The organism is Microcoleus sp. S28C3 (assembly GCF_036700785.1).
Taxonomy (GTDB): domain Bacteria; phylum Cyanobacteriota; class Cyanobacteriia; order Cyanobacteriales; family Microcoleaceae; genus Microcoleus; species Microcoleus asticus.
Genome location: NZ_JAUBPO010000128.1, coordinates 1 through 16,014 on the forward strand (window position 1 = coordinate 1; position 16,014 = coordinate 16,014).

The 16,014-nt window shown below is 46.5% G+C and carries 12 protein-coding genes and 1 pseudogene; 7 read left to right on the forward strand and 6 right to left on the reverse strand.

Features of this window, described 5'->3' with window-relative positions:
- Together QUA13_RS27795 and QUA13_RS27800 are read left to right on the forward strand one after the other, a co-directional pair.
- Nucleotides 1-180: pseudogene (locus QUA13_RS27795) on the forward strand (IS630 family transposase); the annotation flags it as partial.
- Nucleotides 181-365: 185 nt separating this feature from the next.
- Nucleotides 366-1,052, forward strand: a complete 687-nt coding sequence (locus QUA13_RS27800; protein ID WP_333203742.1) for an HAD family hydrolase — start codon at nucleotides 366-368, stop codon at nucleotides 1,050-1,052.
- 154 nt (nucleotides 1,053-1,206) lie between these two features.
- Here QUA13_RS27800 and QUA13_RS27805 read toward each other — a convergent pair whose 3' ends face one another.
- Both QUA13_RS27805 and pgeF read right to left on the reverse strand, forming a co-directional pair.
- Nucleotides 1,207-1,818: a CPP1-like family protein gene (locus QUA13_RS27805; protein ID WP_172185851.1), complete on the reverse strand. Its 612-nt coding sequence runs from the start codon at nucleotides 1,816-1,818 to the stop codon at nucleotides 1,207-1,209.
- A gap of 243 nt (nucleotides 1,819-2,061) precedes the next feature.
- On the reverse strand, nucleotides 2,062-2,940 hold the full coding sequence (gene pgeF / locus QUA13_RS27810) for a peptidoglycan editing factor PgeF (protein WP_333203744.1): 879 nt from the start codon (nucleotides 2,938-2,940) through the stop codon (nucleotides 2,062-2,064).
- A gap of 428 nt (nucleotides 2,941-3,368) precedes the next feature.
- Between pgeF and QUA13_RS27815 the strand changes: the two genes are divergently transcribed.
- The gene (locus QUA13_RS27815; RefSeq protein ID WP_333203746.1) at nucleotides 3,369-5,138 is read left to right on the forward strand and encodes a peptidoglycan DD-metalloendopeptidase family protein; all 1,770 of its coding nucleotides are present in this window, start codon (nucleotides 3,369-3,371) and stop codon (nucleotides 5,136-5,138) included.
- A gap of 205 nt (nucleotides 5,139-5,343) precedes the next feature.
- The gene (locus tag QUA13_RS27820; RefSeq protein ID WP_333203748.1) at nucleotides 5,344-7,644 is read left to right on the forward strand and encodes a hypothetical protein; all 2,301 of its coding nucleotides are present in this window, start codon (nucleotides 5,344-5,346) and stop codon (nucleotides 7,642-7,644) included.
- A gap of 546 nt (nucleotides 7,645-8,190) precedes the next feature.
- On the opposite strand, the gene QUA13_RS27825 is transcribed toward QUA13_RS27820, so the two are convergent.
- Complete coding sequence (locus QUA13_RS27825) at nucleotides 8,191-9,555, reverse strand: glycosyltransferase family 4 protein (protein WP_333203750.1); 1,365 nt, start codon at nucleotides 9,553-9,555, stop codon at nucleotides 8,191-8,193.
- A gap of 252 nt (nucleotides 9,556-9,807) precedes the next feature.
- Here QUA13_RS27825 and QUA13_RS27830 point away from each other — a divergent pair, with 252 nt between their 5' ends.
- From QUA13_RS27830 to QUA13_RS27840, 3 genes are read left to right on the forward strand one after another with little or no spacing between them, the layout of a single operon-like run.
- The gene (locus tag QUA13_RS27830) at nucleotides 9,808-10,245 is read left to right on the forward strand and encodes a GtrA family protein (RefSeq protein ID WP_333203752.1); all 438 of its coding nucleotides are present in this window, start codon (nucleotides 9,808-9,810) and stop codon (nucleotides 10,243-10,245) included.
- Nucleotides 10,242-11,762 carry a glycosyltransferase gene (locus QUA13_RS27835; RefSeq protein WP_333203754.1) on the forward strand — a complete coding sequence of 507 codons (1,521 nt, stop codon included), beginning with the start codon at nucleotides 10,242-10,244 and terminating at the stop codon, nucleotides 11,760-11,762. The genes QUA13_RS27830 and QUA13_RS27835 overlap by 4 nt, the downstream gene beginning before the upstream one ends.
- 60 nt (nucleotides 11,763-11,822) lie before the next feature.
- Entirely contained in the window at nucleotides 11,823-13,220 is a 1,398-nt protein-coding gene (locus QUA13_RS27840) for a hypothetical protein (RefSeq protein ID WP_333203756.1), read from the forward strand.
- A 70-nt stretch (nucleotides 13,221-13,290) separates the two neighbouring features.
- Here QUA13_RS27840 and QUA13_RS27845 read toward each other — a convergent pair whose 3' ends face one another.
- The 3 genes from QUA13_RS27845 to QUA13_RS27855 form a co-directional block, all read right to left on the reverse strand.
- Nucleotides 13,291-14,058, reverse strand: a complete 768-nt coding sequence (locus tag QUA13_RS27845) for a class I SAM-dependent methyltransferase (RefSeq protein ID WP_333203758.1) — start codon at nucleotides 14,056-14,058, stop codon at nucleotides 13,291-13,293.
- Between the two features lie 22 nt (nucleotides 14,059-14,080).
- Nucleotides 14,081-15,364 (reverse strand): glycosyltransferase, encoded by a 1,284-nt coding sequence (locus QUA13_RS27850; RefSeq protein ID WP_333203760.1) that lies wholly within the window; start codon nucleotides 15,362-15,364, stop codon nucleotides 14,081-14,083.
- Between the two features lie 85 nt (nucleotides 15,365-15,449).
- Nucleotides 15,450-15,899, reverse strand: coding sequence for a hypothetical protein (locus tag QUA13_RS27855; protein WP_333203762.1), 450 nt, complete (start codon nucleotides 15,897-15,899; stop codon nucleotides 15,450-15,452).
- Nucleotides 15,900-16,014: the final 115 nt, after the last annotated feature.

The window sequence follows — 16,014 nt, forward strand, 5'->3', positions numbered from 1 at the left end:
AATTTGATTGAATTGGTCTGGCATTCAGCGAAAGAATATATAGCACATCGACTGTTTAAGTCAGTAGAAGAATTGTCGGAATTGCTACAGAGATTATTAAATGAAGGAGAAATGGTTATTAAATGGGATAGAAAAATCAAAAATAAAGGCAATGCTATTTTATCCGGTTTAGCTGCGTAGCAGCTTACAACCGCTAAAGTTGAGGAGAGGCACAGTTTAATTCAAATGTTTCCTTTAATGAGCACCATTCCTATAGACCTCACCTCCTCTGAGTATTTGTGTCAATTTTTGTAAAGAAACTGTTACCTTTAAGTGATATTATAATATCGAACAATTTGTATAAAAGCTTAAAAATATTCTGCTAAATGCTGAGACTTATTACCGACTTTGATGGCCCGATCATGGACGTGTCCGATCGCTACTACCGAGTTTACCAGCAGTGTCTCGCCGAGACTAAGCGTTCGGGCCAACCAGTGCGCGAACTCCTCAAAGCCGAGTTTTGGGACATGAAGCGCGCGCGGGTTCCGGAAACCGAAATTGGCATTCTCTCAGGATTAGACGCAGCCCAGGCCCGCGAATTTGCCCAGAAACGCCGTCAAACCGTCCACACCCTACCCTACATGATTTACGATCGACCAGTTCCCAGCGCTCTGGAAACCCTCGAAAAGGTGCAGCGCGCTGGAGTAGACTTAGCGGTGATGACCATGCGCCGCGTCAGGGAACTGGATGAAGCCTTCAACCGCTGTAATCTAGGGCAATTTTTCCCAGAAAACCGCCGCTATTGCCTCCCCAACGATTACGTCAAAACCGGGGATGTCAAAGATAAGCCCCTGCTAATGGCAAGAGCTCTCGCCGAACTGCCGCCGGCTTCTGACCTTTGGATGGTTGGCGATACGGAGGCGGACATTATAGCAGCAAAAACGCACGGTGTTAAAGTAATTGGTGTTTTGTGCGGAATTCGCGATCGCACCCAACTAGAAATGCACCAACCGGATTTAATTGCTAACAATTTGAGTGAAGCATTTGAGATTATTTTAAGTCGCCAAAATTAGTCATTAGTCATTAGTCATTAGTTATGAGTTATTAATTGTTAGCTGATATTATTTGTCCGAGGTCTGGCATTTCACAGTGATTAGTTGTTGGCTGCTGACTGCTGACTAATGACTAATGACTGCTGACTAATAACTGCTGACTAATGACTCTTGACTATCGCAGAAAACCGCTGACCAGCCACAGAATTAAAAACGTAAACAAAGCGATAAATTTCTCTGTTGTTATAAATGCCGGACTGACAAAAGATCCCACAACGCCTCCCAGCAGCAAGCCTATAACCAAGCCAGCCACAGTCAGCAGCACGGCCCGACCAAATTTTTGTTCCTTGCGATTAACAAAATAAAGACAAGAGCCGACCCCAAGAGCCAGAGTCAACTGTAGTAAAGCATCATTAGCCGCCGGATAAATACTCAGTCCGCCTAACCCCACATACACCCCAGCCGGCCACAAAATGTCCGATCGACTAGGAGTATCGATTAGCCGCTGCAACCAAGCTGGGCTGCCACTAGGAGGAGAGGGAGTAAAGCTTGCGGGTGGGGGAGTCAGCCGCTCGGGAAAGCGGATGCGTTCGGGCACTTTAATTTTACCTTCCTGTCGCTGCCGCAGGCGATCCATGAGGATCGCGTCGTAGGCTGCTTCGATCGATTCCAAACGTTTCTTGTCACCACTGTACTGCTCAGCTAGGCGCGTGCGGGCCTCTTGCACTTCATCAAAGGAAGCATCTTCATCGACTTCAAGCAGTTGATAGGGAGTTGGCTCACTCATTGTAATAACCCGCTGAAGACTCTCGTTATAGAGCAATCTTAACAAGAGAGGAAAGCGGGGCGGGGGCTCTGCCGCTTTCCCAAAAGTTTTGCTGCTAGTTTTTAGTGCTTTAAAACAGGAACCAGCAAACCTTAGGAAGGTAGAAGATAGAAGGCATTTGGCATTGGGAAATACAAAATAATGAATCCAAAGATTTTTATTTTTATCTTTGCCGTCTAAAATTTTACCTTCTGCCAAATGCCCTCAGAAGGAACTTGTCCCGCCGGCGCTCACAATTCCCGACCACTGAACTTTTTTAAGTCGATCGCGGCGGTAGGAAAAAAAGCGAGCCGAGTCAGAATAAGTACAGAAAGGAGCGATCGCCACTTGAGAAAGATCGATTCCCAACTGCTGCAATTGCAGAGCATTGCAGAGGCGAACATCAAAGCGTACCTTTCCCGGTTCTGGATCGGCCAAGACAGGCGTTTCCGGCAGTTGGTGCAAAAACTCTAGAATGCCGTCGGCTGTTGCACTAACGGCACTCTTAGGAGCAATGGTGGCTCCCAGTTCCGCTGCTACTTCCACAGATACCTGGTAAACCTCTCCAGCGATCGCCGGCCCCATAGCAATCTTCAGACTTTCTAGTTGACTGCCTTGTGCCACAAGTTGAGCGATCGCCTCTGGTAATATCTTAGCAGCAGTCCCGCGCCAACCCGCGTGAACTGCCGCAACCAGTCCCGTGCGTTCGTCAGCAATCAGCACCGGCACGCAGTCAGCCGAGCAAACCCACAGCGCCTCCAATTCTCCCTCGGCCACCAAGCCATCAGCCTCAGCATAGCTTGGGGCAGCGGTGGACGGGCCCGGAGCCACAACAGGGAGCAACTGACTGGTTTTGAGTACCGCATTGCCGTGTACCTGTTGGAGTCGGTAAACCTTAGCTCCAGGTTGCAGAACTTCCGTCAGATCGATCGGCCCCTGCGACGAGAAATCGCGCGTAAAAAAGCCGTGAGACCAGCGGGAAAGCAAGCTGCAAGTCAGATAGGGCAAGCCTTCAGAACTCTGCCACTCCCAACTGATACCGTCTGGTTGTCCGGCGCACTCAGAGTCAGAAACATTTGTCAAGAGATCGCCAGCTACAGTCATGAAACCTATCCTTACCCAAGCGAATCATTTGCCTTGTATTCTAAACAATCAACAATTTTGCCGACTAAGTTTAAATCGACGATCGGCTTTAATCAAAAAATCGCGGTTCCTCGGCGGTTAACTCCGGCGGACGCCACCAAAATTTTGCATGACCCGAGAGCAAAATTTCGGTAACTAATTAACATATACGAACGCCAAAGCGCTATCATCAGTGTGACCGTCAGAGACGAGTTGTCAGTGCAATCAGGCTCGAAAAAACCAGGGTATCCATCGCGACTCTACCCAGCGGCATTCGACTTATTGGATGCGCCAAAAAAATTGCCTCAAGCCCGGTAAAATCATTTAGGGCTGTATAAAGACAAGGATTGCAATACATTCGATCCTGACTTCGATCTCCTTTTACCCCCTGTTGAGTTGGGAAAAAAATCGTGAAACCAGTTCCAGACAAGCAAATAACAGCCCATTTGAACACCAAACAGCAAAAAAAGAACCCTACAGGCGCCCGGACTCGCTCGCGCCTTTTGTCCGAGCGCTCACTGCTGGTGGGACTGGGTTGCCTTGCCAGTCTGGGACTGCTCAGCAAAGGCCTAGTTTGGGCCCAAGCCGAAACTCCGCCAGCAGAACAAGCCGTCCCAGGCGCAGCAGACCTCCAGCCATTATTTGAAGCTCCTGTCCCGCCCCCGGAACCAGAATACAGCCAAGGGTCGCCAGAACCATACCCTGAACCGCAGGCAGAAGTTCCGCCGTCCGAGCCTTTCGATGCCCAACCGCCGTCCGAGCCGGAGTACGCCAGCGAACCACCTCCCACCCAATATTATCTGCCAGAGCCCGCGCTGATTCCCCTGCCAGAAGCGACGGCCCAGGAGCCGCCTTTTGAAGCGCCAGTTAACCCAGCCCACGCTGAAATCGACCAAACAGACTACAGCGTTGGCGCTACCAGCGAGTACCAAGAGTACGAAGCGCCAACAAGAATAGAGTTTGCAGAACGATCGAACGGCTGCGAAGGAGTTGGCGGTTTGTGTGCGCCTCCTCCTGTTTCCGAGCCGGTGACGGCAGATGCCGGAGAACCCAACTACAGCCCGGAAACTCCGATCGCAGACGACGGCTACATTGCAGCTCCTCCTCCTCGAAATCTGCCAGAAAGCATTCCAGACAATGTTCGGGAAACTGTCGCCGGAAATAGTAGCGGGAATCCTGTCAGTAAAATCGGTCAAGCCGTTCAAAAAATAGGCAGCCAGGTTTGGGGGGGTTCAAACCCGCCGGAATCTGCTTACGCACCCCCCCGCTACTCAGCAGGCGCTGGATACTCAGCAGACGCTGGATACTCGGCAAACATCGGCTACTCGGCAGACGCTGGATACTCCGCAGACGCTGCGTATTATGCTGGATCTGCATCTTACGGCGGCGGCCCTCCAGCACCCAGCATGGGACTCGGGCCTGTTCAAGTCGGTGCGGTTAGTGTCAGCAGCGGCAGCAATACCGGTTTTGCTTACTACAATCTCACGCCTCGTCCCGCAGGCCTGCCCGGAAATGGCAACACAAGCTTGCTGTTTCCGCTATCTATTGCTTCGGCAATTACTTCGCCGTTTGGGTGGCGGACTCATCCGGTTATGGGCTACGGCAGGTTTCACACTGGAACTGACTTGGGGGCCCCGCTGGGAACGCCGGTACTGGCCGCCTATGCAGGTCAAGTGGCGATCGCCGATTGGTTGGGGGGCTACGGTTTGACGGTGGTTCTCAACCACAACAAAAAGTCTCAGGAAACTCTCTACGGCCACCTTTCGGAACTGTTTGTGAAACCGGGAGAGTGGGTCAAACAGGGAGAGACGATCGGCCGCGTCGGCAGTACAGGAATGTCTACAGGGCCTCACCTGCACTTCGAGGTTCGGCAAATGACTGACCAGGGTTGGGTGGCGATCGACCCGGGTTCTCAGCTAGAATTCGCTCTGGCAAAAATGATGGGCACTTTGGAAACCGCCAAAGTACCGCAAATGCCGAAAATGGTGGAAATACAAACTGCTAACTCACTCAAGGATTTGGAAAACGATCTGCCGCAGCTTCCACCTTTGCCGCTGGGAATGGACATCGAAGTTCACAACCTCCAGCCGCCATTCCCGGAACTGTTAAAAGCTGACACTTCTAAGCCCAAAGATGTCGAAGCAGTCAAACCCAAAACTCAGAAGCAAGCTAGCAGGTAAAAATTGGGGATTGGCTGGATTAATTTTTTTAGGGGCGGGCGAATAGCCCGCCCCCCAAAAAAATTGATATTTTGTAGAACGGGCACTCCTAACTTGTTGTTGAGCAGGGTGCAAGATTTGTTGATATCAGATCTGATGGATTTCTCTTTACCAAAAAAAGCCTGGTAACGAGGAAAAACCGATAAAAATTGGTAACTTGCAGCTTATGCTAATAGCGCAGCATTTATGGGAATTAATTTTATTTCTGATTATTCTAGTCGGGCCGGTTCCCTTAAGCTTGTCTCTTGCCTTCGAGAATCAGAAGGAAAACAATAACTATTCATATCCGCATTTTCTCCTCATACTCCTGACGGGATGGAGTATTGCACAAGTCTGTATCGGCTTGATATTAGGAAGTGCCGATCAACTAAATATTTCTGCCGTCATTATAGTAGAAATTCTGATTTGTGCGATCGGCTTAATCCCGCTCTATGCCAAAAACCACAGAAACTTTACCTTCTCGCAGTGGCAGATTCCCCAACTCAAGCAACCTCTGGGCAAAGCAGAATGGCTAATTATTGTTGCCGCCGCTGTTGCAGGATTTGCGCTGTGGGACACTCTAGCAAGCAAACCTACAACCAATTATGACTCATTGTGGTTTCACCTGCCTGCGATCGCCCGATGGTATCAAACCCATTCATTTACATTATTAGATGCCGCCGGAAATTGGATTTTTGAACAAGAGCAAGCTAAAGTATATCCCTACAATTGGCACGTTTTATCTGTTTTATGCTTAATCCCATTCAAAGAAGATTTTCTCACAGCTTTTCCCCTGCTAATTGCCTGGGTACTTGAGGGAATTGCCGTCTATCTATTGAGCGTAAAATTTGGAGCAACGCGAATGCACGCTATGGCAGCAGCATCTTTAGTATTGACAGTACCGATGGTACTCAACCAAGTTAATACCATTCACCCAGACTTACCGCTAGCTGCAATATTTACAGCGGGTTTGTATCTGGGTTGCTCGTATCATAGCAGCAGAGCGCAATCCGAACTATCCCTATTTTTGGCAGCCGCAGGAATGCTAGCCGGCATAAAAATCACGGGAATAGTTTATGCTGCCTCACTTTTAGGAGGATTAGTAATATTAGAAATAAAAAAAATTGCTGTTAATAAAAAATCCACACCAGCTCATTTGAGAATTCGCCGCTCTCTCAAACCAGTCTTGCTGTGCGGCATAGCTTGTTGCTTGTTTTTAGGAGGTTTTTGGTATGCGAGAAACTTGCTGCACGTCAATTATCCTGTCGGCGAGGCTGGCGATATTAAAGTTCCCTTACAGCCTTATTCCTTACCATCTCCCGTACCGCAGATAACACCCCCGGTACAGCAGCTAACACCTACCCTACCTGCGCCGCCCGCTTCGCCACTTTTAAAGATTTGGCAAAGCACTTTAGCAGCTCAATTTAATCCCAGCAATATTTCCCACTGGCAAACTCTCGGCTTGCAAATCCTCATTAGATTGCAACTGCCATTTCTGGCGATCGCCTTTCAGGTATTGGCAGCACCTCTAGCTTTGATGCAAGGTAAAACCAGAATAATTAATCAAAATAATATTGTTTTAATAATACTTCTCGCCAGCACAGGAATTCTGTATCTAATTACACCTTACACCTCCGGTACTGTTGGAGAGTCGATCGGTAAACTCAGCCCTATACTCGGTTTTAACCTCAGATACGGATTTCCCTTTTTAAGCTTACTCGCCATCGCCGCCGCAGCTACAGCAACTCTCTTGAAAACTCCAAATAAAGTTGTTCTGGCAGTTGTTTTAATTAGTAGTTTTTGCGGAATTACTAGCAACACAATTTTTGATTATATTAAAAATGAGTCTTTTACCGGAGATAGTATTGTTTGGGGGAGTTTGTTGATCGACAATTTTAAGTCTAATCCCGTAGAAGCTATTAATAGTATCTGGAAAATTTTAGCTCCCAGTTGGCAATATATATTAAAATATCCCATATTTTACCTTGTGTCAATGACGCTGGCTTTGATATTGTTGAAAATAAATCCGGGTTTAGGATGGCTGGATCGTCTACTTCCTACCCGTAAAAAATCGATTTACATAGTAATAATTGGTGTGTGTATAGGATTGATAGTAATTGGTAATTGGAGGGAAAAGCGAGATTTTGCACGTACAGAACTGTATCGCGGTATTTACGAATATATTGACAAAAATACAGTACCCAATGAAAGAATAGGATTCTTTTTAAGTTCGCGCAGCTACCTTTTTTACGGGAAAAACTTGGACAGACAAGTTTTATATGTGCCTTTTAGAGCCGATCGACTTTCGGCATGGATTGACAACCTGCGGCTAAATAAAATTAGGACTGTGGGATTCGGGCCCCTGACTGGGACAAACGCAGCTACCAGAAAAGCTCTATCTTGGCTGACAAGTGCCGAGGGCCCGCTACAACGAGTTTTCGGAAAAGATTTTAATACTGAGTCGGTGTTATATCGCTTAAAGAATTAAAATATCTCAGATTATAATTAGGAATTACGAACGGGTGTTCAGAAACCGCGTTTTTTAACCCAAATACTTGCTTAAAACCCTCTATTTCGGTTAAAAAATCCGGTTTCTTTGTTCGGAGTGCGTCAGCCCTAATCATCAACAAAGCTAAAACTATATTTTAAATTATTCTTCCGACTTACAATCGCCCCGATAAGTTAGCTGCGTGTCTCCCGTCTTTTGTGTAACTGGAATATCCGCGCGATAAATTTCAAGTCAGTGACAGTGGGTGAATTATCTGGAACAATATTTTGAATATGTGCAATAGTTAATGAAGCTAGCTCGTCATAAACTTCGCTTTTATCAACAGGGTTGACGGGTAGAAAACCTGATTCTGTCTAGTTCCCAGACATTTTTGTCACCCTCCCACAATAAGTTGCTTAAGTGAAAAAATGAATCTATTAAAAAAATCCGTCAAGTTAACTTTCTTATGTTTCCGATAATTTGCACAAAAAGTGACAATAAAGCAAGAAAAATTAGGCATAGATCAAATTTTATGGCTGGGATTTTTCAAGCATTCCCAGTGCTGCGAGTCAGATCGGCGGAATTGTGCGCTAAAGAGCGATCGCCCAAAAACTGTCGCAGTTGCACACCGATCGCCTCCAGAGAAAAATGAGTTTCCACCCGAATGCGAGCGCGCTTGCCCAAATCCCGCCCCCACGCCCGATCGTCTAAAACCCGACCGATCCCCCCTGCCAAAGCGGTTGCATCCTCACGGGGCACAACGATCCCGCCGTCAGCTTCGCCCCCCTCGAAAATATCAGGCACTCCAGGCGCGTCAGCAGCCACAACGGGCAACCCGCAAGCCATCGCCTCCAGCGGTGCAACCGGAAACCCCTCATGCCGAGAAGGCAAAGTATAAACGTCAGCCGCCGAGAGGTATTGCCGCATCAAAGCGCGATCGCGCACATATTCATTCACCCAAACAATGCCCGAAAGCTGCATCTGAGCGATTCGCTGGCTCAATTCCTCCGCGTCGCTACCAGTCCCCACCAGCAACAGCCGCAAATCTCGGCCTGGGCGATCGCGGCAGATCCGTTCCCAAGCTTCCAGCAAAATATCTAACCCCTTGCGGCGAATCTCAATCCGCCCGTGACAGGCGACAATTTCAGCGTCACTGGGAAAACCCAGCAGTTGCCTAGCTTCAGCGCGATCCATTGGTTGCCACAGTTCCAAATCCAGCGGGTTAAAAATGCGGGCAATCTTGGCAGGATGCACCCCATAGCGACTTTGCACGCGCTGTACCTCGGTTTGCGAAGCAATAATTAAACCCGCGCTCGCTTTGAGGGCGATCGGGCGCGACAAGCCTTCCCAAGGACTAACCTGAAAATCGCCCCCCTGAAATGTCGCAAAAACAGGCAGCCCCATCCGCCACCCCAACCAAGTGCAAGCGTCGAAGCGCGGGTACTCGTATTCTTGGCAGAGAATCGCTTGGCAGTTTTCCCGTCGCATTTCTCCCGCCAGCAACCCCAGCGGTGTAGCCAGGTAAGGAGTAACGCTTTTCACCCCTGCCAACATCAGACGGCGGAGGCCTCGAACCTCCCCAAACATATCCTGAACTGTCCATCCTTGAGGGTTAACCATCTGGCGGCGGACAGCTTGGTAGAGTTGAGGTGCCGGCAGGGTGCAGATTTTTGCTCCTGTCTCTTTGTGGGTGTAGTACACGGGTTCAGTTACGCTACCAGAGATGCAGAATAACACTGTCCGCACCCCTGCCCGCCGCAGCGCCTCAATGTAGCCAAACATCCAGCCCCCCGTCATTTCGTTGCAAAAAGCTTCAAAGGAAACCCCGATGGTATCTAAAAAATCTTCGATTAAATCGCCCCAGTGCAGGAGGGCGATCGTTGGTTCTGGTGGGCTATTATCAAACTTCATTTACTTTTTTATCAATGCTCATTATATAATATCCAGTAAACAACTAAATAAGGCACCGAATAAAATAGATACATACGCAATCCCCGGGCTACAGAAATGTTACGGGATGAGTAGCCGTTTAACGAGAGACTAAACTTTGAGCGAGCGAGCGAGCGAGCGTTGTAACTTTTTGATAAAAAGGAGGTAAAAGTTTAAAAGTCACTTTACCGAACAAGAGTAGCAAGTTATAAAAAAATTAGGACTCGAGCTAGATTGAAATCTAAACAACGAATTTTTAGATATTTAATTTGTGGGATTATTACAGCAATTTTCAATGTTGTGTTAATTTATCTCATCATCGAAACTTGGAAATTGAACACACAAATTCTCCGCAATGTTGCCAATATTATTTCGATTGAAATTTCTTTATTATTTAGTTTTTTTGTCTATCGAACGTGGGTTTGGGTAAATCATCACTCAAGTTGGCAAGAGATTTTAGGGCAGCAGCTCCCTCGCTACCACATCTCTTGTGGATTAGTTGTCGCTACTCGAAGCTTCTTGGTTTTCCCTATTTTAGAGGGGTTAAAAATGAATTATCAAATTAATACCTTAACGGGGATTATTCTCGGCTCTGTTATCAACTATGTTATCAGTGAAAAATGGGTATTCACAAAAAATAAAAATTCTGCTCAATCAGGAGATAGCAAATGATTAAAATTCATCCTGCAAACATACCACCTACCCAAGACGATCCCGATCTAATCCAGAGTCAAATTTTAGGGATTCGAGAGCAGTATCGAGATCGGTATTGGAAAAAGCGTGATGCCATTTATCAAGATAGACTGCTCTGGAGAGCGCAAACTTTCCGTCATCTAGTTCACCTGATTCCGGGCCAAACTATCTTAGAAATTGGCTGTGGCGAAGGTCTTTTTACAGAACAACTTCTCAAAGTATCTCGTGAAGAAAATCCGATCACAGCAGTCACCTTTACCGAACTCCCTAAACCCGATACTTTGGTTTCTTCAGTTGAGTTTATCAATGCAATGTCTATCCCAGGAATCCTTGAAGGACGACATTTTGATTTGATTGTGGCAATGGATTTATTGGATAAGCGAAATAGCGGCTGGTTTCTCCAAAAAGTTTATGAACTTCTAAATCCGGGCGGTCAAGTCATTTTTTATGACAGTAATCCCTGGAATATCGTTCTGAGATTACGTCGTTTTATTTCTAAAAGTTTTGGGAATAAAGACCCCAGAAAACTCCTCAATCGTCCAGAATTATATGAACTAATTTCTGAAATTGGATTTATTAGAATCTTTGCTATTTTCAACGATTTTGTTTATGCTCCCCTCACCAAAGACTTGATTTGGCTATTACGCAATCTTTCGATTATTCTCGAAAATACTCCTGGGTTAAAGACCCTAGCGGGTTCAATTCTCATTCATGCTCAAAAGCCACCTAGAGTTATTAACAGTCCCCAAATCTCTCTGTGTGAACACGAGCAGTTACGGGGAGCAGTCTCTGTCGTCATTCCCTGCCATAATGAGGAGATGAACATCGAACCTCTAATTACTAGACTCAAGGTTTTTTTTGGCGATTATCTACACGAAATAATTCCCGTCGATGACAATAGTCAAGACAGAACCAGTGAAGTAATTCAACGTTTAGCAGACGCAGATCCCTTGATTAAACCTGTCTTCCGGGTTCCACCAAATGGCGTAGGAAGAGCCCTTGCAGATGGCTATCGAGTAGCTACAGGGCAGTATATTTTATCAATGGATTGTGATTTTCAGCATCTTCTTCCAGAAATTCGCGATTTGTTTGACAAGGCAAATCAGGGCTATGATGTAGTAGTGGGCAGTCGATTTTCCCGCCATAGCGTATTGCTTAATTACCCTTTATCTAAAATAATTGTCAATCGAGGATTTCATCTCTTGGCACAGATATTATTCCTGCGCAATTTTCGGGATTTAACCAATAATCTCAAACTCATGCGGCGAGAGGTAGTTGAGAACCTAGAACTTACTCAGCCAGGATTTGCCATCAATGCAGAGACAGGACTGCAACCTTTGTTGAAAGGTTATTCACTCATTGAAGTTCCCATTTCTTGGATCAATCGTACCCCAGATATGGGAATTTCATCCTTTCGACTGATCCAAGTAGGTGGAGGATATTGGCAAGTTTTGTGGCAATTGTGGTTGAAAAATCTGTTCAAGAAAAAGCGCTAAAAAAATTATCACTCGCCAGTTAAAATCTCGTGATTAACAGTACATTAGGACAATACTTCTATGTCTATTGTTTCCGGCGATCGCAACGCCAAGCTATTTGTCTGGGGTATTTGGTTAGCAATGCTAATCGCTGCTTTCATCTGTTTAGCGAGCTATGGAAGAAATATTCCCCTGGCAGAAGATTGGTTGTTGGTTAAGCCCTTGACAGGACATGAATCCCACTTAGGCAGTTGGTTGTGGCAGCAGAATAACGAACATCGCATCCCTTTACCGCGCCTAATTTTGTTAATTTCACTCAAGTTTACTAACGGGGATTTTCGTTCAGGGATGGTACTTAATGTCCTGACATTCGCTTTTGTTGCTGCTACTGCCATTCAAGTCGCTCAATCTTTGCGAGGGGGAAAAACCAGCTATGCGGATGCCTTTTTTCCCATTGCTTTATTGAATCTCAGCAATTGGCCTAATCTGTTTTGGAGTTGGCAGTTTACCCAAGTCTTGCCTATTGCCCTCACCTACATTATAGTCTTTGTCTTTGTCATTCAACCCACTCTGACAACGCCTTTAGCAGTAGCAATAGCTGGGGTGAGTTTGGTTGCACTTCCCTTTTGTGGAGCGAATGGGCTGTTATTAGTTCCTTTGCTCGCACCTTGGTTCATCTATCGTGGCTTTGTCAACTTGTACGCTACCGATTCCAAAGACAAACAGCGATGGACGAGTATTATTTCCATCAGTTTGGCATCGATTGCCTTGTGTTCGATCGGCATATATTTTATTGGCTATCAACCTCCCACCTGGAATGCCCCCTCTCCCGGTTTATGGGCGACACTCCAGACAGTTGCTAAATTTTTAGCTTACAGTTTCGGAGGCGTTGCTGCTTATTCGTGGAGTTTTTTTGTATTGATAGCCTTTGGGATTTTTCTTCCTACTATCGGAATAGTCCTTTTAGGCATTGTACGCCATCAAGGTTTTGAGAGACAACGATCTTTGCTCATGCTCTTATTATGTGGTGTTTTCGGTGTTTATTCCTTAGCAGTAGGCTATGGTAGATCTGGAGTGATTCCATCTCAAGGATTCCCCATGCGATACGTGATGTTTGCAGTTCCCATGCTGTGTACAGCCTTCTTTATTTGGGAACTGTACGGCTCTCGAAAATGGCAACAAATTGTTCAGTGGGGACTCTTTTTAGGGATGTTGCTACTGCTTCCTTTAAATACCCTAGCTGGGTTTCAGATGTTTGGCAATTGGTATGATGGTGTCATGGACTCAGTTGAGCAAGATATTGCCAAGGGAATTCCCCCATCGCTCCTCGCTAAGCGTCACCGAGATTCTCTGGTTCACTGGTGGAGCGATCGGGAATTGGCAGATAATATGCAGATGCTTTACCAAGATCGAGTCGGAGTTTTTGCTCAAATGCGAGAAGATCCGGTTAATAATTCTGATAAGAATCTAGTCCAGTAAATCCGTTGTTAACTCTGACACTGGGCCTCTGCGAACGCACCGCTTTCTGCCTTCCGCCTGATTTTTCTCCCTACTTTTGCCAAGCGTATGCAGTTTCCGTCCCTAATGATTCTGGTTTGTGTAACCAATAGCTCGTCCACGTTACAGGACTCAGGGCCGTACAGAATAATAGGCGCACGAGGCGGGGCAAGCGAGAGAAGGCAAAATCATGACAGACTACTGTCAGGGGATTGATAAAAGTAGCAGAACTCTGGTAAGGCAAACCGATTAAATCCGTCAGTTGATCGATCGTATAGCCGCGCCGAACGTGGCCCCATTCTGCCATCACCTCTGCTTCAGGCGGGCAGATCGGTTTCATCACGCCGTAATAAGGAAACTGCCAATTCTCATTGGGGCTGCTCACTAATAAAAATCCCTTTGGTTTAAGCACGCGCAGCGCTTCTGATACCGCTTTTTGGTGGTCGGGAATGTGTTCGAGAACGTCAAACATCGTCACTGCATCAAAGGACTCATTTTCAAACGGTAAATTGGTCGCGTCGCCACAGATGAAGCGTACTTTTTCCTGCTGGTTGCAAGGAACATTTGCATATTTAGGATCGAGGTCAATGTTAGTAATTTGCGCTTGCGGATAAAGTAAAGACGTTAAGCCTCCTTGACCTCCTCCTACTTCTAAAATTTCTTTAAATGGCAGGTCTGGGGAAATGCGGTGAATTGCCCGCATCTTTTCTCTGTAAAAAAATCCCAGGGTCAAGGGCTGACCGAAAGGGTTGCGGGCTAAGAAATTGCCCAGCTTCTCTTTATGCGTTTCAGATTTCTTGGTTTCAACAACTGTTGCCATAATCTTCCTCTAATTGGAAAAACTATCGATCCTTATTTACACGATTTTTGAGGTAAAATCTGACTCCTGAAAAGCAACCTAATACCTCTGCCAATAGCGTTCTATTAATCCCTTTAAATCCGGTCAAAAGGCCGATTAAAAATCGTTTTACATAATAGATAGGTAAAACGAGGAATAAGCGAAGCAAGTTCCCCGAGTGCTTGTAGCGATCGAACTGAATCAAAAGGGCGGCGATGTGGCCCCGCATATATTGGTACATCTGATGTTTCAAGCTATCGAGATCGTCCCGGTGATAGTGATAAACAACAGGGATGGGATCGTAGTAGCAAATCCACCCTTCCGCCAGCACTCTGTACCATAGCTCTGAATCTTCACTGCACCCAGATGCCCCTGCACCTAAGCGTTCGTCAAAGTCTCCTAGTAACTCAAAAGCTTCACGCCGAAAAGCCATATTTGCTCCTGCGCCAATGCGCCAAACGGGAGCGCCTAAGTGTTTCGTATCCTTAAAAAATTCAGGGTCAAAAGTCAGAGATCGGTATCCCCAACCAAAGCCACTCTCACCTTTTTGGAAAATTAATTGGGCTTCTGTTTCGAGTTCTGCAGGCAGGATCAGGCCGGTTACAGCGATGACTTTGGGTTCGCTGAAACTTTGTGCAATCCTGGCCACCCAGTCAGGGTGAACGATCACATCATCATCGGTAAAGGCAATAATGTCGCCTGTACTGTGGGAGATGCCAGTATTGCGGGCTACGCTTAAACCAGGGCGAGGTTCTAATACATATTTGACTCCAGGCATCTCAGCCACCAGTTGGCGGGTAGCATCAGAACTGGGAGCATTATCAATTACGATGAGCTCATGAGCAGGCTGGGATAAATTTTGCAGCGATCGCAAACATCGCGCCAATTGTTCTGGCCGATTTCGAGTGCAGATTATGACAGAAACAGATGCGCTGCTAGTCTGGGAAAAACGATCCCGCAGCTTGGCAAGGGGTTGCTCTAAGGCTGTCAGGGCATGAAACTCAGGGGGCTGGTGCCACGCCTGATTTTTTTTGTAAACTTCTGGCAAAGGCGCTTTAAAACCTTGCTCTAGGAGGTGGCTGCCGACTGCAGGAGCGATCGCCAGCGCCGCTAGATTCGCTAGTTGTGAAGCCGAGATTGGCAACTGATCCTCTAAAATCTCCCGTTCCCCAAGGGGGATATTATGCCACCAAAACACTACATACACTCCGGCGTAGTTGGAAATCAAGGGCAATTCAGGAATCTTTTCGCTCAATTCGACATTGAGAACTTTCCAAGGCTTGCTCACAGAAATTACCTCAAGAAATACTATTTACGAGCTGGCTAAACAGCTAATTTTGCACGCCCCAATAGCAAGCTGCGTTCTTCTGGGTTCATGCGAACCACGCGCCTAATTCCGGCCCACTTACCGCGTACAAACTCCTGTTTATCTCTACTTCCGCCGGATTCATCCGCCCAAAAGCCGCTCTTAAAGATTGAATCAGGACATTTTGGGAAGCTTTCACCGCATCGATAATAAATTTCAACAGCCAATCTCGATAAGAACCAGACCAGAGAAGAGAATCGCCCAAAACTTGAGAGGTTCCTAGACCATAGTTAATGTCGATCAAGTATTTTTCAGAAGTACGCCTAGCCGGAATAAAGTGCCTTAACTTACAGTCGGGAGTGTACCACAGGTCGTATCCTGCTCCGTAAATCCGCAAAGCGATTTCCACATCTCCCCCTGATATGAGCTTGGTTCCGATGCGATCCTGAAGTAACGGTTTATCGATCCAGCCAGTATGAGCGAGGGCTGCTCTATTCAGAACTAATCCTGATCCCACTAAACAAGACTTTTTTTGAAGACTTGGGCCGTGTTCTTGGGTAGTGCCCTGAAGGAAAGGATCGAGAGAATAAAACTGAATTCAAAGAAAAGTAGGCATTTAGAGTTGTAAATTA

Coding starts and splice junctions, on each gene's coding strand:
- QUA13_RS27800 (WP_333203742.1), top strand. CDS start 366: ATGCTGAGACTTATTACCGACTTTGATGGCCCGATCATGGACGTGTCC.
- QUA13_RS27805 (WP_172185851.1), bottom strand. CDS start 1,818: ATGAGTGAGCCAACTCCCTATCAACTGCTTGAAGTCGATGAAGATGCT.
- pgeF (WP_333203744.1), bottom strand. CDS start 2,940: ATGACTGTAGCTGGCGATCTCTTGACAAATGTTTCTGACTCTGAGTGC.
- QUA13_RS27820 (WP_333203748.1), top strand. CDS start 5,344: ATGCTAATAGCGCAGCATTTATGGGAATTAATTTTATTTCTGATTATT.
- QUA13_RS27825 (WP_333203750.1), bottom strand. CDS start 9,555: ATGAAGTTTGATAATAGCCCACCAGAACCAACGATCGCCCTCCTGCAC.
- QUA13_RS27835 (WP_333203754.1), top strand. CDS start 10,242: ATGATTAAAATTCATCCTGCAAACATACCACCTACCCAAGACGATCCC.
- QUA13_RS27840 (WP_333203756.1), top strand. CDS start 11,823: ATGTCTATTGTTTCCGGCGATCGCAACGCCAAGCTATTTGTCTGGGGT.
- QUA13_RS27845 (WP_333203758.1), bottom strand. CDS start 14,058: ATGGCAACAGTTGTTGAAACCAAGAAATCTGAAACGCATAAAGAGAAG.